Raw genomic sequence first — 20,128 nt, forward strand, 5'->3', positions numbered from 1 at the left:
TTGGTAGAGCACGACCTTGCCAAGGTCGGGGTCGCGAGTTCGAGTCTCGTTTCCCGCTCCAAGCATGATCCAGGTTTCGGCCTGGGTCGAAGAGAAAAGGGCCTTCGGGCCCTTTTTTCGTTTCTGCGCCCCAGGCTGCTCGTCCTGGTCTCCTTTACTTGCCTCGTTCTGCCGTTCAAGCCCCGCTGTCTCGCGGTAGCGAGGACGTCCCGGGTCCCGCGCGCTGGACGCCTTTTCCGTCGCGTTCGGCGGCGGAGGCGGGCGCGGTCGCTCGCCAGGCTTCTGGGGTAAGATTCGTTCCGGGCGCCGGCTGCGTTGCGCCGCAAATAGGTGCAGGCTGGCGCGAGCGAGCCGGCTCTGTCGGGGTGTTCCCGTCGCCGGACGTTGTCGGATTCGTGCTTGTATTTTCAATCTCATACGGACATGACCCTGATCCCGGCAATCCCGGGCGGGCTTCGTGCAACTTGCGCGGGAGCGTGGCACCTATGCAGATCGGCAGGCCGCGGCGGGACAGTCTCTTTCATTTCGGTATCGTGATCGCCGCGCTCGCGGCCGTCCCGTTGCTCATGGCGCCGCTGGTGTACCAGCAGGCCAGGATGCGTGCCGAAGGCGAGGCCGCGGTAACCTCTGTCGCCATTCTTCGCCAGTTGGACACCCTGCTCGGCGTTGTCTCGGACAGCCTGGACAAGAGCCAGGAGGCGGTGGGCAAGCCGTGCCGGGAGGTCCTGGGCCGATTGACCCGGATGACCATGCTGAGCCCGTATTTCCGCTCGCTGGTCCTAGTGGAACGCGAGAACGTCTATTGCTCCTCCCTGCGGGGCGAGTTGCACGATCTGCCGTTGCAGGTGGCCTTCAAGGCTTTGGGCAGCCTGCCGGCCGGGCAGCGCATCACCCCCAGCAACGCGACGCCGCAGGTACCGGAGCGGGCTTCGGTCATCATGTCGCGTGGCGATGAAAACGGATCCGGCGTGCTGGCGATAATCGACGGTCAGTACCTGCTGGATATCCAACAGGCTGCTTCCTACGACGAACGGTTCCAGGTGCAGATGGTCCTGAGACAGTCGCAGCGACAGCTACCCGGCGGCGCGCCCGCCACCGGCGATGGCGTCGCCGTAGCGGCTTCGGCAAGGTTTCCGGTCGAGGTGCGGGTGGCGGTCGCTCCCGCGCTGGCCAGCGCCTATCGTGCCGATGCCTGGCGGCATTACGCCCCCTTCATCCTCCTGGCCGCGTTGCTGGCGGGATATCTGGCGCACCTGTTCTGCCGTCGCCGGCTGTCGCTGGTCGGCGACATGTATCGGGCCATGCGCGCCCGTGAGTTCCACATGGTCTACCAGCCGATCATCCACCTCGATACCGGAGAGTGCCGGGGCGTCGAGGCGTTGGTGCGCTGGCAGCGGCCGGACAGGAGTCAGGTGCGGCCGGACATCTTCATCCCCCTGGCCGAAGACAACGGCATGATCGGCGATCTGACCCGGCACATCTTCGGCCTGGTCGCCGCCGACCTGGCGCAACTGGGCCTGGGGGCGGGCGATCATCTCGGTGTCAATGTCAGTGGCTCGCACTTGGCGAGCCATGGGTTCGTCGACGACGTGCGGCGTTTGCTCGGCGCCATCGGCAGCGAAGGCCCGCAACTGGTCCTGGAAGTCACCGAGCGCGAGGCGCTGCCGCACGATGCGCAGTTGCAGCACAACATCCAGCAACTGCGCGAGCTTGGCGTGCAATGGGCGCTGGACGATTTCGGCACGGGGCAAAGCTCGTTGTCCCACCTGCAGAAGCTGCATGCGGACTTTCTCAAGATCGATCGCTCGTTCGTCAGCAGCGTCGGCAGCGGATCGGTGAATGCCGTGGTGCTGGAGACGATCATCGCGCTGGCGCAGCGCCTGGACCTGGCCATGACCGCCGAAGGCATCGAGACCCGGGAGCAGGAACAGTACTTGTGCGGGCACAGCATCCAGTGGGGGCAGGGCTACCTGTTTTCCCCGCCGCTGAAGGCGGCCGAGCTCTGGGCGTGGCGCAACAGCCGGCGCGGCGCAGAGCGCGAGGCGCGCGTAGCGGCGAACTAGAGGGGCAGATGAGCGTGCGGCGGAAGCGCAAAGAGTCGCGCCGGCGTGCGTACGGCGCGAGGCGATTCAGTGCCGCGGGCTGTCCTCGGGCAGCGCGAGCAACTGCTTTTCGCGGTTCCAGTCGAACGTTTCGCCGCGCTCTTCGGCTTCGTAGCGGCGCTCGTCGAGGCGCTGGAACAGGTCGATCTCTTCGTCCGGCATGAAGTGCAGGCAATCGCCGCCGAAGAACCACAGCAGGTCGCGAGGTACCAGGTGGGCGATCTGCGGATAGCGGTGGAAGACCTGGGAAATCAGGTCCTGGCCGAGGTATTGGGCGCCTTCCGGGTCGCGCGGCAGTTCGTCCATCAGCTCGTCGAAACGCTCGAGGAACAGCCCGTGGTTTTCTTCCGGCACCTGCTCGGCCTCGCCCAGGGCGCCGAGGATGTTGCGCAGGTGCTGGAGCAGGGCGAGGTGGTGCTCGAGGTAGGAGTTGGCCATGACGGGTCCTCTGGAAAAAAGCTGGGCAGTATAAAGGGTTTCGCGGCGCCGGCCAGTTTCAGCGGATCGCCGGGGACTGGCTCTGGCGCCGGCGGTTTTCCAGTTGCCGGCGTTCGCTGTCGAGGCGCCGCTGGTCCTGCTCCAGGCGCCAGCGCTGCTGGTCCAGTTGCTGCTGGCGGATCAGGTTGTCCTGCATCTGTCGCTGCTGCCGTTGCCGCTGCAGGTTCTGCTGCTGGCGTTGCAGTTGATCCTGCTGCAATTGCAGGCGTTGTTCGTCGAAGCGCTGGCGCTGTTCCTGGAGCTGGCGTTGGCGCTGTTCGCCGGCGCGCTGCACCGCCTGCTGGTGCGGCTGCACGCCATAGGGCGCAGGCGGTGCGGCCTGCGCCGGGGGCAGGAGGAGAAACGAGGCTGCCAGGCCGGTGGCAAGTAGCTTGAGCATGATGGCCTCCCGTACGTCAGGGATGTGCCCGTCGATTCTAGCCAATCGCCCGGGTTTGGGTGGGTGAAGACGACAAAGGCGCCGGAAGGCGCCTTTGTCGGTTGCGACTGTCGCTTTGCCGCGGAGTGTCAGCGGATCCTGCCGTCGGCCAGTTGCAGTTCCTCCTTGGCGAAGTCGTCGACGTCGATCACCTTGCGCCGTGCCGCTTCGGCCTGGTGCAGGGCCTGCGCCTGCTCGGCGCTCAGCACGCCGGCGGCGGCGCCGGCATCGATCGGGTTCTGCCCCGCTTGCGGCTGGACCCTGCCTTCCTTGATCGCCTTGTGCAGGGTTTTCTCCAGCGCGGCGCTTTCGCGTACCGCGTCGAAGGCGTGGGCGAGGGCACCGACCGGGTCCTGCGGGTCTTTCGGCAGGAACGCGCCGGCGAGGATCGCCTGCAACGCCGGGTCGTCGTCCGGACGGCCGAGGATTTCCGCGATCTCGGCGTCCAGTTCGTCGCCCGGCCCTTTGTGCCGGCGGCCGAACGGCAGTACCAGGACCTTCAGCGCGCAGCCGAAGAAGCGGCTGGGGAAGTTGTTCAGCAGGTCCTCCAGCGCCGCCTCGGCCTTGCCGAGGTTTTCCTCCATGGCCCAGCGCAGCAGCGGATGCAGGTAGTCCGGGTTGCCCAGGTCGTGGTAGCGCTTGAGCGCCGCCGAGCCCAGGTAGAGATAGCTGAGGACATCGCCGAGACGCGCGGAGAGGCGTTCCTTGCGCTTCAGTTCGCCGCCCAGCAGCATCATGCTGAAGTCGGCGAGCAGGGCGAAGGACGCCGCCAGGCGGTTCAGCGCGCGGAAGTAGGGACGGCTGATGCGGTCGCCGGGCGCGTTGCCGAGGTGGCCGCAGCTGAGACTGAGGAGGAAGCTGCTGGCGGCGTTGCCGACGGCGAAGCCGATGTGCTTCACCAGCAGCGCGTCGAACTCGCGGGCGGCCTGGTCCTTGTCCTCGCGCTGGGCCAGTTCCATTTCCTTGAGCACGTACGGATGGCAACGGATCGCGCCCTGGCCGAAGATCATCAGGTTGCGCGAGAGGATGTTCGCGCCTTCCACCGTGATGAAGATCGGCGCGCCCTGCCAGGAACGACCCAGGTAGTTGTTCGGGCCCATGATGATGCCCTTGCCGCCATGGATGTCCATGGCATGGGCGATGCACTCGCGGCCGCGCTCGGTGAGGTGGTACTTGAGGATCGCCGAAAGCACCGAGGGCTTCTCGCCGAGGTCCACCGCGTTGGCGGTGAGGATTCGCGCGCTGTCCATCAGCCAGGCGTTGCCGCCGATGCGGGCGAGCGCCTCCTGGATGCCTTCGAAGGCGGCGATCGGCACGTTGAACTGCTCGCGGACCTGGGCGTAGCGACCGCTGACGTAGCTGCTGGCCTTGCCGGCGCTGGTGCCCACCGCCGGCAGCGAGATTGAGCGTCCGACCGACAGGCAGTTCATCAGCATCATCCAGCCTTTGCCGATCATTTCCTGCCCGCCGATGATGTACTCCAGCGGCACGAACACGTCCTTGCCGGAGTTCGGACCGTTCATGAAGGCGGCGCCCAGCGGCACGTGGCGGCGGCCGATCTCGACCCCGGGGGTGTCGGTGGGGATCAGCGCCAGGGTGATGCCCAGGTCCTCCTCGTCGCCCAGCAGATGGTCCGGGTCGTGGCACTTGAAGGCCAGGCCGAGGAGGGTGGCCACCGGGCCGAGGGTGATGTAGCGCTTTTCCCAGGTCAGGCGCAGGCCGAGCACCTCGCGACCTTCCCATTCGCCCTTGCAGACGATGCCGACGTCGGTCATGCCGCCGGCATCGGAGCCCGCGTAGGGGCCGGTGAGGGCGAAGCAGGGGATGTCGTCGCCCTTGGCCAGGCTCGGCAGGTAGCGCTGGCGCTGCTCGTCGGTGCCGTAGTGGAGCAGCAGCTCGGCCGGGCCGAGGGAGTTCGGCACCATCACCGTCGAGGCCAGGTCGCCGCTACGGGTGGCGAGCTTCATCACTACCTGCGAGTGGGCGAAGGCGGAGAAGCCCTTGCCGCCGTACTCCTTGGGAATGATCAGGCCGAAGAAGCCGTGCTGCTTGATGAAGGCCCAGGCTTCTTCCGGCAGGTCCATGCGCTGGCCGATGTCCCAGTCGCTGACCATGGCGCAGAGTTCTTCGGTCGGGCCGTCGACGAAGGCCTGCTCTTCTTCGGTGAGTTGCGCCTTGGGGTAGTCGAGCAGTTTCTGCCAGTCCGGGCGGCCGCTGAACAATTCGCCATCCCACCACACGGTGCCCGCCTCGATGGCCTCGCGCTCGGTGTCGGACATCGGCGGCAGGACTTTCTGGAACCAGGCGAACAGCGGACCGCTGAGCACGCGCCGGCGCAGGTCGGGCAGGGCGAGGGGAAGCGCCACCGCCAGCCAGAGCAGCCAGAAGACCAGCAGCAGCCAGCCGGGCGCGTGGCTGAACACGCCCATCAGGATCAGGTAGGCGGCGCTGATGCCGAGCGCGGGAGCGGGTGGGGTACGCCGATGGGCGAGGTAAGCGACACCGAGTACCAGTACGACTAACCAGAGCAACAACATGCGGAATCCTCCATGAAGACGCCAGGCGGCGTCTCGAGCTTAGCCCGTTTGCCGCCGTTTGGCGGCAGGGCCGGTCAGCTTGGCCGGTTTGTCACGTTATAGGCGAAAACTTCCCGTTTAGACTGGGACAAATTGCCCGCCGGGAGCCCGCCATGCAGTCCTACCTACAATCCGGCCGCTTCGTGGATAGTGACCACCCGGTGGTGGTGGAGTTCGCGGAAAAATCCCGGGGGAATTCGGCGAAACCGCGTGACCAGGCGGTCGCGCTGTACTACGCGGTACGCGACGGGGTGCGCTACAACCCCTACGTGTTCAGCCGCGATCCGCAGACCCTGAAGGCCAGCCACGCGCTGCAGCAGGGCGAGTCCTATTGCGTGCCCAAGGCCATCCTGCTCGCCGCCTGTGCCCGGCATTGCCGGATTCCGGCGCGGATCGGCCTGGCCGACGTGCGCAACCACCTGGCCACGCCGCGCCTGCTGGAGGCGCTGCGCAGCGAGGTGTTCGCCATGCACGGCTATACCGAGCTGTACCTCGAGGGCCGCTGGGTGAAGGCCACCCCGGCGTTCAACCGTGCCTTGTGCTGCGCCTTCGACGTCGCTCCGCTGGAGTTCGACGGCGTCGCCGACAGCGTCTTCCATCCGTTCAACCGCCAGGGCGAGCGCTACATGGAATACCTGGCCGATCACGGCCAGTTCGCCGACCTGCCGGAGGAACTGTTCTTCTCCCACTTGCAGCAGCACTATCCGCACCTGTTCTCCGGCCGCCCGCTGGCCCTGGACGGCGATTTCCAGGCCGAGGCCGGGCAAGATGAAGGGCGTCGATAGTCACCATCAGCCGGCGCGTCTTCCTTCTTCGGTCCATCCTCGGTAGGGTGCGGCATGTCGTCCGGGCGCTCCGGCGACCCATCCGCCGCATCAACCGAAGAGGGAACGCAGAGTATGTTGACCATCTGGGGCCGGAAGAACTCGAGCAATGTGCGCAAGGCGTTGTGGTGCGCCGAGGAGGCTGGCCTGGAGTACCGGACGGTGGATGCCGGCGGGGCGTTCGGCCTGGTGGATGAGCCGGCGTTCCGCGCGATGAACCCGAACGGTCGGGTGCCGGTGATCGAGGACGACGGCTTCGTCCTCTGGGAGTCCAACGCCATCGTCCGCTACCTGGCCGCCCGCTATGCGCCGGGCGACCTCTATCCGCAGGACCCGGTGCGCCGCGCCGACGCCGACAAGTGGATGGACTGGACCACCTCGACTCTCGCCGGGCCGTTCCGCGACCTGTTCTGGGGAACGCTGCGTACGCCGCCGGAGCAACGCGACGAGGCCCTGATCGCAAAGGCGTTGCAGACCTGCGGCGAGTTGCTGCGGGTGCCGGACCAGACCCTGGCCGGCCAACCCTGGCTGTCCGGCGAACGCTTCGGCATGGGTGACATTCCCCTGGGCTGTTTCATCTACGCCTGGTTCGAGATGCCCATCGAGCGCCCGCCGCTGCCCCACCTCGAGGCCTGGTACCTGCGCTTGCGCGAGCGCCCGGCGTTCCGCACCGCGGTAATGACCGAACTGACCTGAGCCGGCTACTGTTGCATTTTGTTACCCGTAGCCTTATCTAGCTCTTCCTCTTCACCTTCCGACACGGGAAGCCTAATGAGTTCCGCCCTGTCCATCCGTCAATTGACGAAAACCTACGGCAACGGTTTCCAGGCCCTCAAGGGCATCGACCTGGACGTCGCCGAAGGTGATTTCTTCGCCTTGCTCGGCCCCAACGGCGCGGGCAAGTCCACCACCATCGGGATTCTCTCGACCCTGGTGAACAAGACCAGCGGTTCGGTCTCGGTGTTCGGCCACGACCTCGACAAGGACCCGGCCGGCCTCAAGCGTTGCCTTGGCGTGGTGCCGCAGGAGTTCAACTTCAACCAGTTCGAGAAGGTCTTCGACATCGTCGTGACCCAGGCCGGCTACTACGGCATCCCGGCGAAGATCGCCAAGGAGCGCGCCGAGCGCTACCTGACCCAACTGGGCCTGTGGGACAAGCGCAACGAAGCCTCGCGGATGCTCTCCGGCGGCATGAAGCGGCGCCTGATGATCGCCCGCGCACTGGTCCACCAGCCGCGCCTGCTGATCCTCGACGAGCCCACCGCCGGGGTCGACATCGAGCTGCGTCGTTCGATGTGGAGCTTCCTCACCGAACTCAACCAGGAAGGCATCAGCATCATCCTCACCACCCACTACCTGGAAGAGGCGGAGCAGCTCTGCCGCAACATCGCCATCATCGACCACGGCGAGATCGTGCAGAACACCAGCATGCGTGACCTGCTGATGACCCTGCATTCGGAAACCTTCCTGCTCGACCTGAAGAACGTCCAGGCCCTGCCGCCGACTCTCGACGGCTACCCGACGCGGCTGGTGGACGATCACACCCTCGAAGTGCAGGTGGAGAAAAGCCAGGGCATCAACGATCTGTTCGCCCAGTTGGGCGCACAAGGCATCGAGGTACTGAGCCTGCGCAACAAGACCAATCGCCTGGAGGAGCTGTTCGTGTCGCTGGTGGAGAAGAACCTGACGAGGATCGCCCGATGAGCAGCGAGCTGAGCGCCAACCTGGTCGCCCTGAACACTATCGTCTACCGCGAGGTGCGCCGCTTCACCCGGATCTGGCCGCAGACCCTGCTGCCGCCGGCGATCACCATGGTCCTGTACTTCGTGATCTTCGGCAATTTGATCGGCCGGCAGATCGGCGACATGGGCGGCTTCACCTACATGGAATACATCGTGCCCGGCCTGATCATGATGTCGGTGATCACCAACGCCTACGGCAACGTGGTGTCGAGCTTCTTCGGCAGCAAGTTCCAGCGCTCGGTGGAGGAGCTGCTGGTGTCGCCGGTATCGCCGCACACCATCCTCCTCGGCTACACCATCGGCGGCGTACTGCGCGGCCTGGCGGTGGGGGTGATCGTGACCATGCTGTCGCTGTTCTTCACCAAGCTGCAGGTGCACCACCTGGGCATCACGGTGCTGGTGGTGGTGCTTACCGCGACCATTTTCTCCCTGGGCGGTTTCATCAACGCGGTGTTCGCGCGCAACTTCGACGACATCTCGATCATCCCGACCTTCGTGCTGACGCCGCTGACCTACCTGGGCGGGGTGTTCTACTCGATCAACCTGCTGCCGCCGTTCTGGCAGACAGTGTCGCTGGCCAACCCGATCCTGCACATGGTCAACGCCTTCCGCTACGGCATCCTCGGCGTCTCCGACATTCGCATCGGCGTGGCCATCGGCTTCATGCTGCTGGCCACCGCGGTGCTCTATCTCGGCTGCGTAAGGCTGCTGGTGAGCGGGCGCGGCATGCGCCAATGAAGCGCTCGAAGGCATGAAACAGAAGCCCCCGTCATGGGGGCTTCGCGTTTCATCGGCGCGGGCGAGCGAAATCGATGACGAAACGGGTCCAGCCGTCGGCAGACTCGCAGCGGATCTCGCCGCCGTGGGCCTGGACGATGGAGCGGCAGATCGCCAGGCCGAGCCCGGCGTGTTCACCCTGGCCTTCGCGGCGCGCCGGATCGGCACGATAGAACCGGTCGAACAGGCGCGGCAAGCGCTCGGGAGGAATCGCCGGACCCTGGTTCTCCACGCTCAGGCGTCGGTCGCCGAGACGGATACGTATCTCGCCGCCATCGGCGGTGAAGCGCAGGGCGTTGTCCAGCAGGTTGGCCAGCACCCGCCGCAGCATGCCGCGGTCGCCGGGCAGGCTCAGGCTGCCTTCGCGTAGCAGGCGGATGTCGCGGTCTTCCGCCAGCGGCTGGTAGAACTCCAGCAGCGAGTCGACTTCCGCGCCCAGGTCCAGGGCCTGGCGGCTGGGCGCCAGCAGGCCGTGGTCGGCCTTGGCCAGCAACAGCATGTCGTTGACCATCGCGGTGAGCCGTTCCAGCTCCTCGAGGTTGCCGTGCAGGGCCTCGCGATAATCCTCCCGCGAGCGTGGGCGGGACAGTACCACCTGGGTCTGGGTCAGCAGGCTGGTGAGCGGGGTGCGCAACTCGTGGGCGATGTCGGCGGAGAACGCCGAGAGGCGCTGGAAGGCTTCTTCCAGGCGCGCCAGCATGGCGTTCAGCTCGCCGGCCAGTCCGCGCAGCTCCTCTGGCATCCGGCTGGCGTCGAGGCGGGTGGTGAGGGAGTTGGCGGAAACCCGCGCGGCGACTTCGCGCATCCGTCGCAGCGGCGCCAGGCTGGCGCCGGTGGCCCAGGCGCCGAGCAGCGCCGTGGCCAGCGCCGACAGGCTCATGGTCAGCCAGATCAACTGGCGCATGCGTTGCAGGAAGTGCTGGTGATGACTGATGTCGAGGATCACTGTGAGTCGCGGCGAAGCGTCGTTGCCGGGCTCCAGCGGGGCGCCGAGTTCGCGGTTGGCGGGCAGGCCGGGATGCGCAGGCTGCGGCAGGCGCTCGAACCAGAGGTTGCCATCCGGGCCGTTCAGGCGCAGGCCGAGGTCGGGATGGCGTGCCAGTTCGCGCAGCAGTTCCGCTTCGCGGCGGCGCATCTGTTGTTCCGAGCCGAGGCCGCGCAGCTCATCGCGAAACACCGCGAGCTTGGCGGACATCGCCATATGGTCGAGCTCGACGAAATGCTCGTCGATGGCCCTGCTGAAGATCAATCCGGCGATCAGCGAGACCGCCGCCGTGCAGGCGGCGAACAGCAGGCTCAGGCGGACGCCGAGGGACATCCGCGAGCCGAACCCGGCGCTCATTCGTCGCGCTCTTCGAGAACGTAGCCCATGCCGCGCACGGTATGGATCAGGCGCTGCGGGTAGTCGTCGTCGACCTTGGCGCGCAGGCGGCGGATGGCCACCTCGATGACGTTGGTATCGCTGTCGAAGTTCATGTCCCAGACCTGCGAGGCGATCAGCGACTTGGGCAGCACCTCGCCGCTGCGCCGCAGCAGCAGTTCGAGCAGGGCGAACTCCTTGGCGGTGAGGTCGATCCGCTTGCCCTGGCGTTGCACCCGGCGGCGCAGCAAATCGAGTTCGAGGTCGGCCAGTTGCAGGGTGGTCTCCTGCAACTGCTGGCTGCCCCGGCGCAGCAGGGTGCGCACCCGGGCGAGCAGTTCGACGAAGGCGAACGGCTTCACCAGGTAATCGTCGGCGCCTTGTTCGAGGCCGCGCACGCGGTCCTCTACGGCACCGCGGGCGGTCAGGAACAGCACCGGTACGGTCATCCCGGCGTCGCGCACGCTGCGCAGGATCTGCCAGCCGTCACGGCCGGGCAGCATGACGTCGAGGATCAGCAGGTCGTAGTCGCCGCCCAGGGCCAGTTGCTCGCCCTCGTTGCCATCGTCGCTCAGGTCGACGGCGAAACCTGCCTCGGCGAGCCCCTGGCGCAGGTACTGGCCGATGCGCGGTTCGTCTTCGACGATCAGCAGTTTCATGTTCATCCCTCGTTACATTTGCCGGCCATGCCGACCTGTTTCTGACAGCATCGTAATCAGTGGGTAACGGGGGCGACAGTGGCCCCCGCGCAGACTACAGGGGAACTCATTCGAGGAGACTTCCCATGCGTACCTTCACTGCCTCCACCCTCGCTTTCCTGCTGGTCCTCGCCCCGACCGTTCCGGCCATGGCCGACAGCGGCGGCGACATCGTCTTCGAGCGCATGCAGGCCCAGGCCGCCAAGGCTCGTGCCGCGCACCAGGAGAAACTGGCGAAGCAGGCCGAAGCGACGAAGAAGGACAAGGAAAACTGCTGATCGCCAGTTCTTCCACCCCCGGCTCCACACGGGATGACGGAGGGCTCCGATCCCGTCTTCACCCGCCACCGGTTCCCTGGTTTCCGGTCGGCGGGTTTTTTATGCCCGTCGGTGGCGCTGGGCGATCTTAGCCTTCGCGGTCCGCAACGGCGGCAAGCTGACAAAGATGTAATGCTCCCGACAGCCAGCCGGCAGGCGCAGCGACACAGGATAGGCGACATCAACCCGATGGAGATTCCCCGTATGTTTCCGCGCCGCCTGCTTCCCGCTTCCCTGATCGTCCTCGGCGTGCTTTTCGGTGCCAGCGCCCAGGCTTCACCGGCCCACGGCCAGGCCTTCGGCAAGCCGGCCCAGGCCGCGCAGGCCAGCCGCAGCATCGAGGTGGTGCTCGGCGACATGTACTTCAAGCCGCGGGCGATCGAGGTCAAGGCCGGCGAGACGGTCCGCTTCGTGCTGAAGAACGAAGGCAAGCTGTTGCACGAGTTCAACCTGGGAGACGCGGCGATGCATGCCGAGCACCAGAAGGAGATGCTGGAGATGCAGCAGTCCGGGATGCTCACCCCGACCGGCATGGCGTCGATGGACCATAGTCAGATGGGCCACGGCATGGCCGGCATGGACCATGGCCGGATGATGAAGCACGACGACCCCAACAGCGTGCTGGTCGAGCCGGGCAAGAGCGCCGAGCTGACCTGGACCTTCACCAAAGCCACCCGGCTGGAGTTCGCCTGCAACATCCCCGGCCACTACCAGGCCGGGATGGTCGGTCAACTGACCGTGCAGCCCTGAGCCGGCGGACGGCCGGCGTGAAGATGCCGGCCGATCCGTATACACTTGCCGCCGCCCGCCAGTGCGGCGCGGCGCGCGGGGAAGGGCCCTGCGCGATTCATCCAGCAGGTTTCCCTCATGCAGCATCCCGCCGAACATTCGCCGCTGGGCAAGACCAGCGAATACGTCTCCAGCTACACGCCGTCGCTGCTGTTTCCCATTTCACGCACGGCGAAATGGGCCGAGCTTGGCCTGAGCGCCGAGACCCTGCCTTATCGCGGCGTGGATATCTGGAACTGCTACGAGCTGTCCTGGCTGACCCCGGCCGGCAAGCCGGTGGTAGCGATCGGCGAGTTCTCGATCCCGGCGGACTCGCCGAACATCATCGAGTCGAAGTCGTTCAAGCTTTACCTCAATTCCCTCAACCAGTCCGCCTTCGATAGTCGCGAGGCGCTTCGCGCGGTATTGCAGAAAGACCTCTCGGCCGCTGCCGGGGCGCCCGTGGGCGTGCGCCTGCGCAGCCTCGACGAAGTTGCCGAGGAGGGCATCGGGCGTCTGCCGGGGCGCTGCATCGACGAGCTGGACATCGCCGTCGACGGCTACGAGCAGCCGCGCCCGGAACTGCTGCGCTGCGACGCCGGGCGGATCGTCGAGGAGCAGCTCTACAGCCACCTGCTCAAGTCCAACTGCCCGGTCACCGGCCAGCCCGACTGGGGCACCCTGGTGGTCGACTACCGGGGCCCGGCGCTGGACCCGGCCAGCCTGCTGGCCTACCTGGTTTCCTTCCGCCAGCACCAGGACTTCCACGAACAGTGCGTCGAACGCATCTTCCTCGACCTGCAGCGCCTGTTGCAGCCGCAGGCGCTCAGCGTCTACGCGCGCTACGTACGCCGTGGCGGCCTGGATATCAATCCCTACCGCAGCCTGGCGGAGGTCGCACCGGACAACCGACGCCTGGTGCGCCAGTAACGCCTCGCAACACGCGGATACGAAAAAGCCCCGGCCATGCCGGGGCTTTTCATTTCGGCAAGTCGTTCAGATACCCATGTTGGCCAGGCTCTGCACGATGGAGCGGAGCGTGCCGGCGAGGGTCGGGTGGCTGACCTCGAAGCGCTCGACGGCGAGGTTGACCCCATCGACCAGGCTGCCTTCGTTGAGGGCGTCCTCGTTGGCCAGTTTCAGTTCGATGTCCCTGATCAGGAGTTCCAGTTCGGCGCGCTGCTCTTCGTTCAGCGGCGGTTGTTGCTCCAGTTGCTCGCGCAGGGCGGACAGTTCGCGCAGCAGACTCTCTTTCGGCATGGTATTTCCCTCGACGTACAAGTCTTCGGTGGACCTCCGGCGGGCGCCGAAAGGTCCGTCCATGCCGAACAGATTAACCTGTCGGGCGCAGATGTGCGCGATCCGGATCAATCCGCAGCAGGCGTTCCAGCAGCGGGAAGAAGTGCGTCAGTTCGGGGGTGCGCATGGCCGGGTCCTTGGCCAGGTCGTCGAGGCGGCGCAGGGTCAGGCCGTCCTGGGCATAGGGCGCCTTGATGTAGGCCGCGGCGGCACGCTCGTCGAACGGCCCGCCTTGCAGCACCAGGCTGTGCCGGGAGGCCGGCGACAGGCTGGCGTGGTAGCTCGGGTCCACCGCGCAGAGGAAGCGCTTGGCCGATACGTGCAGGCGCACCGGCTGCCAGACCGACTCGGGGAACAGCTCGCGTAGCAGGCGTGCGCCGAATTCCTCGTGGCGCAGGTCCTCCTCGTCGATCTGCGCCGGGTCTTCATAGAGGTGGCCGATATCGTGCAGCAGGGCGGCGACTACAAGGCTGTCCGAGCAGCCGGCGCGCTCGGCCAGGGTCGCACACTGCAGCGCGTGCTCGGCCTGGCTGACTGCCTCGCCATAGGGCTCGGCGCCATGGCTGGCGAAGCGTTCGGCCAGTTCGTCGAGAAAGCGGTGACGGGCGCGGCTCATGGTTTTTCTCCTTTCAGGCGGCGGACGGCGAGGTCGTGCAGGCAGGGTTGCAGCTCGCCCAGGTGATCGATCACGGAATGCACGCCCAGGCGGTACAGTTCCAGGGTGGCGTCGGCGCGCAAGCGGTCGCGCTCGGTGTGTCCGAGAGCGTCCCAGTCGGCCGGCGAGAGGCCGCACGACGGCCCGCTGGCGGCCAGGCCGATGGTCCATAGCCCGGCATTGAGTCCGGCCTGGAGTTGACGCGGTTGGGCGCTGACCAGCACGCAGCCGTCGAGGCGCTCGATGCCCAGCCGGGCGAGGGCCTGCCAGCAGCCATCGGGGGCCGGCCAGGGGCGCGCGCCGGCGAGGGGAATCAGGGCGTCCGCTCGGCCGAGCGGCGCGGCAAGGCGCTGGCAGACCGATTCCGGTAGCTCGTCCTGCCAGGCGTAGGGAATCCGTTGTTCGTCCAGGCTCTCCAACAGGGCCACGGCACCGGCGATGGCTTCGGCCTGTTCCCCGGCGGCTTCGTCGAGGGCTTGCTCCAGGCGCTGGCGCTCGCTCTTGTTCGGTTTGCGCCGCAACAGGAAGCTTTGTGCCTCGGCGAAGGGCAGCAGACTGGCGTCGCGGAGGTGTTCGGCAGGGCTATGCGGATGGCTGCGCAGCAGCGCCAGGGACAGGGTCCGGGCGCCGAAATCCACCAGGCCGCCGGAGAGTCCGAAGAGCAGGGCGGTGAAGCGCGGGAGTTGGTCGGAGCTGGGCATGCGAAAGGCGTCTGGCAAATGGTCTAGGCCAGCCTAGAGGGGTTTTGTGACGCTGCCGTGACGTTTTCGTGGCAGTGGCGATAGGCCGACGGGCTGCCGTTATAATCGGCCGGTCTGAATCAGCGAGGCCGTCATGCCGGTCGATCAATCTCGTCAGTACCTGCGCATCCGCGACCAGCTCGCCGCGGATATCGCCCAGGGCGTGCTGCAGGTGAAACTTCCCTCCGAGCGGGAGTTGGCCGAGCGCTTCCTGTGTACCCGCATCACCCTTCGCGAAGCCCTGCAGCAACTGGAAACCGAAGGCCTGGTCTATCGCGAGAACCGCCGCGGCTGGTTCGTCGCGCCGCCGCGGATCCGCTACAACCCGACCCGTACCACCGGCTTCATGGAATACGTCAGCGCCCAGGGACGCCAGCCGCGTACCGAGACGCTGCACGCCGAGCGGCGAGCAGCCGGCGCCTGGCTGGCCAAGCGGATGGGGCTGGAGGACAGCGCGCCGGTGTATTTCCTGCAACGGCGCCGCTGGGTGGACGAGCGTCCGGTGCTGATCGAACTGATCGCCCTGGATGCCGGGTGGTGCCCGGGCCTGCTGAACCACGACCTCGATACTTCGCTGATGAGCCTGCTGCGCGAGCGTTTCGGCCTGCAGCCGACGCGCTGCCAACTGGCGATGCACCCGACCGCGCTGAACGCGGCCCAGGCCGAGCCGCTGCAACTGGCGCCGGGTTCGCCGGCGCTGTACCTGGAGCGACTGAGTTACGCGGAGGGGCAGAGGGTGGTCGAGTTCGACCAGGAGTTCTGGCGCCCGGACGCTCTGGAGATCGTGCTCGACGCGGCCTATCCGGGCGCCTGAGTCAGGCGATCGCGGCGCGTATGCTGTCCGGCACGGGCGTCGAACGGTTTTCCGCGTGGCGCACCCAGACCAGCTTGCAGTGGCCTTCGCCATAGGTGCCTTGCGGATCTTCCAGGGTGCGCAGGCGATGTTCCAGTACCAGGCTGCTGGTGCCCAGCTTGCCGGCGTACAGTTCCACCACCACGGTGGCCGGATGCACCACCGGCTTCAGGTAGGTGTGCAGGCTTTGCAGCACGACCGGCCCCTCGGCAGCGCCTTCCAGGTCGATGCCGAGGGTTTCGAACCAGGCCACCCGGGCCTCTTCCAGGTACTGGAAATAGAGGGTGTTGTTGACGTGCCCGTAGCTGTCCATGTCGCCCCAGCGCACCGGGATATGGGCCGTGTGTAGCAATTGTCTGTCAGCCATCTCGTAACTCTTCTAGTCTCAAAATCGATGCGAGCCTATATACTGCGCGCACGCTGAAGCCGCGCTGGCGGCCAAGACTAGTCATGCAAAGGAGATACAGCAATGCGCGCCCGCGGCGTGAACTGGATCGAACGTAGTGCCCGAATCCTGGCTTGCGCCAGCCTCGCATTGGCACCCACGCTGTCCCTGGCGGCCAGTGAAGAAGACCCTTGGGAAAGCATCAACCGTCCCATCTTCACCTTCAACGACACCCTGGACACCTATGCGCTGAAACCGCTGGCCCAGGGTTACCAGAAGGTCACCCCGAACTTCGTTCAGGACGGCGTGCACAACTTCTTCAACAACCTCGGCGACGTGAAGAACCTGGCCAACAACCTGTTGCAGGCCAAGTTCCACAATGCCGGTGTGGACACCAGCCGCCTGCTGTTCAACAGCACCTTCGGTCTGGCCGGCTTGATCGACGTGGCGACCCCGATGGGCCTGCAGCGCAACGACGAGGACTTCGGCCAGACACTGGGTTATTGGGGCGTCGGCAGCGGCCCGTACGTGATGCTGCCGTTCCTCGGCCCGAGCACGCTGCGCGATGCCCCGGCGAAGATCCCGGACATCTATGTCGGTCCCTACCACTACATGGACGACGTACGCGCGCGCAACGTGATGTTCGGCATCAACACCGTCGACACCCGTGCCAACCTGCTGAAGTCGGAAAAACTGATCAGCGGCGACAAGTACATCTTCATCCGCAACGCCTACCTGCAGAACCGCGAGTTCAAGGTCAAGGACGGCGAGGTGGAGGACGACTTCTAAGTCGACCCGCTTCGTGCGACACCTGGAAAGGCGGCCCTTGGGTCGCCTTTCGTCGTTTCAGTGGATCGCGACGATGCTCAGCCCCAGGCTATGCCGCCCCGGGCCGAGCCGTTCGCAGCGCACCACGCGGGCTTCCAGTTCCAGGCCGGTGAGGGTCTCGTGGGTGGACGGGATGCTCACCCGCAGGTGGTCGCCCGGAGCCAGCTCGCTTTGCGCTTCCAGCAGCAGCCCGCTGGCGGACAGGTCCCGGCACAGGGCCACCGACTCGCGGCCTTCGCAGCGGATGGTGACCGGGGTGTCGAGCTTCATGCGGATGAAGTCGCGCTTCTCGCTGTAGTTGTGCTCGATGGGCTGCATGGGCTGATCCTCATGGTCGGGGCGATGGGAGGGCGACTGGCAATCCTGGCGATTATCGTCAAAGTTTATACCGTGCGGACGGGATCGGACGGACAAAGGCGGATTTTCCGGCAAAGGTCAACGGCTTGAACTGCTCAACGGATGGGAGTACCGTCTGCGCCTTGTCGAACCCCGTAGCCGCGCTGTTGTCACTTACAATAAGCGCCTAGGACCCACTGTTTCCGGCGCCGTTTGCCTGGATGACCCATGCATAAAGTCAGTGCCACGCTGCTGATCATCGATGACGACGAGGTGGTGCGCGAAAGCCTCGCCGCCTACTTGGAAGACAGCAACTTCAAGGTGTTGCAGGCCCTCAACGGTCTGCAGGGCCTGCAGATCTTCGAAAGCGAACAGCCGGACCTGGTCATTTGCGATTTGCGCATGCCGCAGATCGACGGCCTCGAACTGATCCGCCGCATCCGCCAGACCGCTTCGGAAACGCCGATCATCGTACTTTCCGGAGCCGGCGTGATGAGCGATGCGGTGGAAGCCTTGCGCCTGGGCGCCGCCGACTACCTGATCAAGCCCCTGGAAGACCTCGCGGTGCTCGAGCATTCGGTGCGCCGGGCCCTGGATCGCGCCTACCTGCGGGTCGAGAACCAGCGCTACCGCGACAAGCTGGAAGCCGCCAACCGCGAATTGCAGGCCAGCCTGAACCTGCTCCAGGAAGACCAGAACGCCGGCCGCCAGGTGCAGATGAACATGCTTCCGGTGACGCCGTGGAGCATCGAGGGGCTGGAGTTTTCCCACCGGATCATTCCGTCGCTGTATCTCTCCGGCGACTTCGTCGACTACTTCCGGGTCGACGAGCGACGCGTGGCGTTCTACCTGGCCGACGTTTCCGGCCATGGCGCTTCCTCGGCCTTCGTCACGGTGCTGCTGAAGTTCATGACCACGCGCCTGCTCTATGAGTCGAGGCGCAACGGCACGCTCCCGGAGTTCAAGCCGTCCGAGGTGCTGGCGCACATCAACCGCGGCCTGATCAACACCAAGTTGGGCAAGCACGTGACCATGCTCGGCGGGGTCATCGACCTGGAGAAGAACAGCCTGACCTACAGCATCGGCGGCCACCTGCCGCTTCCTGTGTTGTTCGTCGAAGGGCAGGCGAGCTACCTGGAGGGCCGTGGCCTGCCGGTGGGCCTGTTCGACGATGCGACCTATGACGACCGGGTCATGGAGTTGCCGCCTTCCTTCAGCCTGTCGCTGTTTTCCGATGGCATCCTCGATGTGCTGCCAGGAGCTACGCTGAAGGAGAAAGAGGCTTCGCTACCGGAACAGGTGGCAGCCGCCGGAGGCACCCTCGACGGGCTGCGCCAGGTCTTCGGGCTGGCCAACCTGGCGGAGATGCCGGATGATATCGCCTTGCTGGTGTTGAGCAGGAACCTTGCATGAGTACCGGTAAAATCCAGTTTGCCGAACAGAACGGCTCCTTCGTTCTGAAATTCGTCGGTGAGGTCCGCCTCACCCTGTGCTCGGCCCTGGATTCCACCATCGAAAAGATCTTCGCTGCGCTGAATTTTTCGGCGATCATCATCGATCTTACGGAAACCCAGAGCATCGATAGCACCACGCTCGGCCTGCTGGCCAAGCTGTCCATCCTGTCGCGGCAGAAAATCGGCCTGTTGCCCACGCTGGTGACCACCAATCCGGACATTACCCGTCTGTTGCAGTCGATGGGCTTCGATCAGGTGTTCAATATCGTCGATCGTCCGATTCCGTGCCCGGAATGCCTGTCCGACCTGCCGCCGCAGGACCAGTCGGAAGATGTGGTGCGCGACAAGGTCCTGGAGGCGCACCGCATCCTGATGGGCCTCAACGAATCCAACCGCGAAGCCTTCCACGACCTGGTCAGCGCCCTGGAGCGCCATTAACCGGTCGATCCCTTCCCGAATTCCTGCTGAATCCTCCGCTGCGCCGGAACGGGACGCCCTGCATGCGCGTCCCGCCGGCAGCGGCGATCAGTGGCGGGTCGCCAACTGGTATTCGAGCTTTTCCTGGTCGCGTGCGAACAGGCGGATGCCTTCGGCGAGCTTTTCGGTGGCCATGGCGTCCTCGTTCATCTGCCAACGGAAAGCGCTCTCGTCGAGCACCTGGCGCGGCTCGCCTTCGCCTGGCAGCAGCAGGCGCGGCAGCTCGCCCTGGGCGTCAGCCAGTTGTTGCAGCAGGTCGGGACTGATGGTCAGGCGGTCGCAGCCGGCCAGTTGCTCGATCTGGCCGAGATTGCGGAAGCTGGCGCCCATCACCACCGTCTTGTAGCCGTTGGCCTTGTAGTAGCGATAGATGCGCGAGACCGACTGCACGCCGGGATCCTCGGCGCCGGCGTAGTCGCGGTTCTCGCTCTTCTTGTACCAGTCGTAGATGCGCCCGACGAACGGCGAGATGAGGAACACCCCGGCGTCGGCGCAGGCCACCGCCTGGGCGAAGGAGAACAGCAGGGTCAGGTTGGTCTGGATGCCCTCCCGTTCCAGAATCTCGGCGGCGCGGATTCCTTCCCAGGTGGAGGCGATCTTGATCAGAACCCGCTCGCGGTCGATGCCCTGTTCGTCGTACAGCTCGATCAGGCGGTGGGCGCGGGCGAGGGTGGCCTCGCTGTCGAACGACAGGCGCGCGTCGACTTCGGTGGAAATACGTCCGGGAATGACTCCGAGGATGTCCTTGCCGACTGCCACGGCGAAGCGGTCGCAAGCCAGTCCGGCGTCGCCGCCGCTACCCGCGGTAGCCTGTCGAAGGTGCTCGGCGTAGCGCGGCAGGGCGGCGGCCTTGAGCAGCAGCGACGGGTTGGTGGTGGCGTCCACCGGCTTCAGGCGGGCAATGGCATCGAAGTCGCCGGTGTCGGCGACCACCGTGGTGTATTGCTTGAGTTGTTCCAGCTTCGAAGTCATGGCGAGGTCTTGTCAGGTGGGTTCTTGGGAAGAAGAATTCCCCGACCTT

At 65.8% G+C, this 20,128-nt stretch carries 23 protein-coding genes; 12 read left to right on the forward strand and 11 right to left on the reverse strand.

Annotated features, from left to right (window positions below; all coding sequences use genetic code 11):
• The first annotated feature begins 485 nt into the window (after nt 1-485).
• Complete coding sequence (gene arr, locus ACTJJX_RS32585) at nt 486-2,063, forward strand: aminoglycoside response regulator cyclic di-GMP phosphodiesterase Arr (protein ID WP_003098796.1); 1,578 nt, start codon at nt 486-488, stop codon at nt 2,061-2,063.
• Between the two features lie 66 nt (nt 2,064-2,129).
• Here the strand turns inward: arr and ACTJJX_RS32590 are convergent, their stop codons facing one another.
• The 3 genes from ACTJJX_RS32590 to ACTJJX_RS32600 form a co-directional block, all read right to left on the reverse strand.
• Nucleotides 2,130-2,540 carry a PA2817 family protein gene (locus ACTJJX_RS32590; protein ID WP_003090890.1) on the reverse strand — a complete coding sequence of 137 codons (411 nt, stop codon included), beginning with the start codon at nt 2,538-2,540 and terminating at the stop codon, nt 2,130-2,132.
• Nucleotides 2,541-2,598: 58 nt separating this feature from the next.
• Complete coding sequence (locus ACTJJX_RS32595; protein ID WP_003119883.1) at nt 2,599-2,979, reverse strand: PA2816 family glutamine-rich protein; 381 nt, start codon at nt 2,977-2,979, stop codon at nt 2,599-2,601.
• 128 nt (nt 2,980-3,107) lie between these two features.
• Entirely contained in the window at nt 3,108-5,555 is a 2,448-nt protein-coding gene (locus ACTJJX_RS32600; RefSeq protein WP_003108955.1) for an acyl-CoA dehydrogenase, read from the reverse strand.
• A gap of 152 nt (nt 5,556-5,707) precedes the next feature.
• Here ACTJJX_RS32600 and ACTJJX_RS32605 point away from each other — a divergent pair, with 152 nt between their 5' ends.
• The 4 genes from ACTJJX_RS32605 (at nt 5,708) to ACTJJX_RS32620 (ending at nt 8,898) form a co-directional block, all read left to right on the forward strand.
• Nucleotides 5,708-6,379, forward strand: coding sequence for a transglutaminase-like domain-containing protein (locus ACTJJX_RS32605; RefSeq protein WP_016852700.1), 672 nt, complete (start codon nt 5,708-5,710; stop codon nt 6,377-6,379).
• A 114-nt stretch (nt 6,380-6,493) separates the two neighbouring features.
• A complete protein-coding gene (locus tag ACTJJX_RS32610; protein WP_003108953.1) occupies nt 6,494-7,114 on the forward strand; it encodes a glutathione S-transferase family protein in 621 nt (206 codons plus the stop codon).
• 75 nt (nt 7,115-7,189) lie between these two features.
• Nucleotides 7,190-8,122, forward strand: coding sequence for an ABC transporter ATP-binding protein (locus tag ACTJJX_RS32615; protein WP_003090885.1), 933 nt, complete (start codon nt 7,190-7,192; stop codon nt 8,120-8,122).
• On the forward strand, nt 8,119-8,898 hold the full coding sequence (locus tag ACTJJX_RS32620) for an ABC transporter permease (RefSeq protein ID WP_003090884.1): 780 nt from the start codon (nt 8,119-8,121) through the stop codon (nt 8,896-8,898). Before ACTJJX_RS32615 ends, ACTJJX_RS32620 begins: the two co-directional genes overlap by 4 nt.
• A gap of 49 nt (nt 8,899-8,947) precedes the next feature.
• Here ACTJJX_RS32620 and ACTJJX_RS32625 read toward each other — a convergent pair whose 3' ends face one another.
• Entirely contained in the window at nt 8,948-10,279 is a 1,332-nt protein-coding gene (locus tag ACTJJX_RS32625) for a sensor histidine kinase (protein ID WP_016852701.1), read from the reverse strand.
• A complete protein-coding gene (locus ACTJJX_RS32630) occupies nt 10,276-10,956 on the reverse strand; it encodes a heavy metal response regulator transcription factor (RefSeq protein ID WP_440782050.1) in 681 nt (226 codons plus the stop codon). The genes ACTJJX_RS32625 and ACTJJX_RS32630 overlap by 4 nt, the downstream gene beginning before the upstream one ends.
• 125 nt (nt 10,957-11,081) lie before the next feature.
• On the opposite strand from ACTJJX_RS32630, the gene ptrA reads away from it, so the two are divergent.
• The 3 genes from ptrA to queF all read left to right on the forward strand — a co-directional run bounded on the left by ptrA (nt 11,082) and on the right by queF (nt 13,010).
• Nucleotides 11,082-11,273 (forward strand): T3SS anti-activator PtrA, encoded by a 192-nt coding sequence (gene ptrA, locus ACTJJX_RS32635; protein ID WP_003090881.1) that lies wholly within the window; start codon nt 11,082-11,084, stop codon nt 11,271-11,273.
• A 171-nt stretch (nt 11,274-11,444) separates the two neighbouring features.
• Nucleotides 11,445-12,062: a copper-resistant cuproprotein CopI gene (gene copI, locus ACTJJX_RS32640; RefSeq protein ID WP_004344471.1), complete on the forward strand. Its 618-nt coding sequence runs from the start codon at nt 11,445-11,447 to the stop codon at nt 12,060-12,062.
• A gap of 117 nt (nt 12,063-12,179) precedes the next feature.
• On the forward strand, nt 12,180-13,010 hold the full coding sequence (queF, locus tag ACTJJX_RS32645; RefSeq protein ID WP_003098780.1) for an NADPH-dependent 7-cyano-7-deazaguanine reductase QueF: 831 nt from the start codon (nt 12,180-12,182) through the stop codon (nt 13,008-13,010).
• Between the two features lie 66 nt (nt 13,011-13,076).
• Here the strand turns inward: queF and ACTJJX_RS32650 are convergent, their stop codons facing one another.
• The 3 genes from ACTJJX_RS32650 to ACTJJX_RS32660 form a co-directional block, all read right to left on the reverse strand.
• Nucleotides 13,077-13,340, reverse strand: coding sequence for a DUF4404 family protein (locus ACTJJX_RS32650; protein WP_003090878.1), 264 nt, complete (start codon nt 13,338-13,340; stop codon nt 13,077-13,079).
• 73 nt (nt 13,341-13,413) lie between these two features.
• Nucleotides 13,414-13,995 carry a phosphonate degradation HD-domain oxygenase gene (locus ACTJJX_RS32655; protein WP_003090877.1) on the reverse strand — a complete coding sequence of 194 codons (582 nt, stop codon included), beginning with the start codon at nt 13,993-13,995 and terminating at the stop codon, nt 13,414-13,416.
• Nucleotides 13,992-14,735: an HAD family hydrolase gene (locus ACTJJX_RS32660; RefSeq protein ID WP_003108944.1), complete on the reverse strand. Its 744-nt coding sequence runs from the start codon at nt 14,733-14,735 to the stop codon at nt 13,992-13,994. The genes ACTJJX_RS32655 and ACTJJX_RS32660 overlap by 4 nt, the downstream gene beginning before the upstream one ends.
• Before the next feature lie 133 nt (nt 14,736-14,868).
• On the opposite strand from ACTJJX_RS32660, the gene ACTJJX_RS32665 reads away from it, so the two are divergent.
• Nucleotides 14,869-15,588, forward strand: coding sequence for a UTRA domain-containing protein (locus ACTJJX_RS32665; protein ID WP_016852702.1), 720 nt, complete (start codon nt 14,869-14,871; stop codon nt 15,586-15,588).
• 1 nt (nt 15,589) lies between these two features.
• Here ACTJJX_RS32665 and ACTJJX_RS32670 read toward each other — a convergent pair whose 3' ends face one another.
• Nucleotides 15,590-15,994, reverse strand: coding sequence for an acyl-CoA thioesterase (locus tag ACTJJX_RS32670; RefSeq protein ID WP_003119889.1), 405 nt, complete (start codon nt 15,992-15,994; stop codon nt 15,590-15,592).
• 102 nt (nt 15,995-16,096) lie between these two features.
• Between ACTJJX_RS32670 and ACTJJX_RS32675 the strand changes: the two genes are divergently transcribed.
• Nucleotides 16,097-16,801: an MlaA family lipoprotein gene (locus tag ACTJJX_RS32675; protein ID WP_003090872.1), complete on the forward strand. Its 705-nt coding sequence runs from the start codon at nt 16,097-16,099 to the stop codon at nt 16,799-16,801.
• A 57-nt stretch (nt 16,802-16,858) separates the two neighbouring features.
• On the opposite strand, the gene pilZ is transcribed toward ACTJJX_RS32675, so the two are convergent.
• Nucleotides 16,859-17,158, reverse strand: a complete 300-nt coding sequence (gene pilZ / locus ACTJJX_RS32680) for a cyclic di-GMP-binding protein PilZ (RefSeq protein ID WP_003104055.1) — start codon at nt 17,156-17,158, stop codon at nt 16,859-16,861.
• Between the two features lie 246 nt (nt 17,159-17,404).
• On the opposite strand from pilZ, the gene rssB reads away from it, so the two are divergent.
• Entirely contained in the window at nt 17,405-18,589 is a 1,185-nt protein-coding gene (gene rssB, locus ACTJJX_RS32685; protein ID WP_003119890.1) for a two-component system response regulator RssB, read from the forward strand.
• Nucleotides 18,586-19,068 carry an anti-sigma factor antagonist RssC gene (gene rssC, locus ACTJJX_RS32690; protein WP_003104052.1) on the forward strand — a complete coding sequence of 161 codons (483 nt, stop codon included), beginning with the start codon at nt 18,586-18,588 and terminating at the stop codon, nt 19,066-19,068. The genes rssB and rssC overlap by 4 nt, the downstream gene beginning before the upstream one ends.
• 87 nt (nt 19,069-19,155) lie before the next feature.
• On the opposite strand, the gene tal is transcribed toward rssC, so the two are convergent.
• Nucleotides 19,156-20,079, reverse strand: coding sequence for a transaldolase (gene tal / locus ACTJJX_RS32695; protein WP_003090868.1), 924 nt, complete (start codon nt 20,077-20,079; stop codon nt 19,156-19,158).
• Nucleotides 20,080-20,128 lie beyond the last annotated feature (49 nt).

It is taken from the genome of Pseudomonas sp. 22490, assembly GCF_052044465.1.
GTDB lineage: Bacteria > Pseudomonadota > Gammaproteobacteria > Pseudomonadales > Pseudomonadaceae > Pseudomonas > Pseudomonas aeruginosa.

What these genes read in the sequence shown, in the direction of transcription:
- ACTJJX_RS32595 (WP_003119883.1), bottom strand. Translation starts at nt 2,979, where the DNA reads ATGCTCAAGCTACTTGCCACCGGCCTGGCAGCCTCGTTTCTCCTCCTG.
- ACTJJX_RS32630 (WP_440782050.1), bottom strand. Translation starts at nt 10,956, where the DNA reads ATGAAACTGCTGATCGTCGAAGACGAACCGCGCATCGGCCAGTACCTG.
- rssB (WP_003119890.1), top strand. Translation starts at nt 17,405, where the DNA reads ATGCATAAAGTCAGTGCCACGCTGCTGATCATCGATGACGACGAGGTG.
- ACTJJX_RS32670 (WP_003119889.1), bottom strand. Translation starts at nt 15,994, where the DNA reads ATGGCTGACAGACAATTGCTACACACGGCCCATATCCCGGTGCGCTGG.
- ACTJJX_RS32655 (WP_003090877.1), bottom strand. Translation starts at nt 13,995, where the DNA reads ATGAGCCGCGCCCGTCACCGCTTTCTCGACGAACTGGCCGAACGCTTC.
- ACTJJX_RS32650 (WP_003090878.1), bottom strand. Translation starts at nt 13,340, where the DNA reads ATGCCGAAAGAGAGTCTGCTGCGCGAACTGTCCGCCCTGCGCGAGCAA.
- ACTJJX_RS32665 (WP_016852702.1), top strand. Translation starts at nt 14,869, where the DNA reads ATGCCGGTCGATCAATCTCGTCAGTACCTGCGCATCCGCGACCAGCTC.
- arr (WP_003098796.1), top strand. Translation starts at nt 486, where the DNA reads ATGCAGATCGGCAGGCCGCGGCGGGACAGTCTCTTTCATTTCGGTATC.
- ACTJJX_RS32660 (WP_003108944.1), bottom strand. Translation starts at nt 14,735, where the DNA reads ATGCCCAGCTCCGACCAACTCCCGCGCTTCACCGCCCTGCTCTTCGGA.
- ptrA (WP_003090881.1), top strand. Translation starts at nt 11,082, where the DNA reads ATGCGTACCTTCACTGCCTCCACCCTCGCTTTCCTGCTGGTCCTCGCC.
- ACTJJX_RS32605 (WP_016852700.1), top strand. Translation starts at nt 5,708, where the DNA reads ATGCAGTCCTACCTACAATCCGGCCGCTTCGTGGATAGTGACCACCCG.
- rssC (WP_003104052.1), top strand. Translation starts at nt 18,586, where the DNA reads ATGAGTACCGGTAAAATCCAGTTTGCCGAACAGAACGGCTCCTTCGTT.
- ACTJJX_RS32610 (WP_003108953.1), top strand. Translation starts at nt 6,494, where the DNA reads ATGTTGACCATCTGGGGCCGGAAGAACTCGAGCAATGTGCGCAAGGCG.
- ACTJJX_RS32620 (WP_003090884.1), top strand. Translation starts at nt 8,119, where the DNA reads ATGAGCAGCGAGCTGAGCGCCAACCTGGTCGCCCTGAACACTATCGTC.
- ACTJJX_RS32675 (WP_003090872.1), top strand. Translation starts at nt 16,097, where the DNA reads ATGCGCGCCCGCGGCGTGAACTGGATCGAACGTAGTGCCCGAATCCTG.
- ACTJJX_RS32615 (WP_003090885.1), top strand. Translation starts at nt 7,190, where the DNA reads ATGAGTTCCGCCCTGTCCATCCGTCAATTGACGAAAACCTACGGCAAC.
- ACTJJX_RS32625 (WP_016852701.1), bottom strand. Translation starts at nt 10,279, where the DNA reads ATGAGCGCCGGGTTCGGCTCGCGGATGTCCCTCGGCGTCCGCCTGAGC.
- ACTJJX_RS32590 (WP_003090890.1), bottom strand. Translation starts at nt 2,540, where the DNA reads ATGGCCAACTCCTACCTCGAGCACCACCTCGCCCTGCTCCAGCACCTG.
- copI (WP_004344471.1), top strand. Translation starts at nt 11,445, where the DNA reads ATGCTCCCGACAGCCAGCCGGCAGGCGCAGCGACACAGGATAGGCGAC.
- queF (WP_003098780.1), top strand. Translation starts at nt 12,180, where the DNA reads ATGCAGCATCCCGCCGAACATTCGCCGCTGGGCAAGACCAGCGAATAC.
- tal (WP_003090868.1), bottom strand. Translation starts at nt 20,079, where the DNA reads ATGACTTCGAAGCTGGAACAACTCAAGCAATACACCACGGTGGTCGCC.
- pilZ (WP_003104055.1), bottom strand. Translation starts at nt 17,158, where the DNA reads ATGCAGCCCATCGAGCACAACTACAGCGAGAAGCGCGACTTCATCCGC.
- ACTJJX_RS32600 (WP_003108955.1), bottom strand. Translation starts at nt 5,555, where the DNA reads ATGTTGTTGCTCTGGTTAGTCGTACTGGTACTCGGTGTCGCTTACCTC.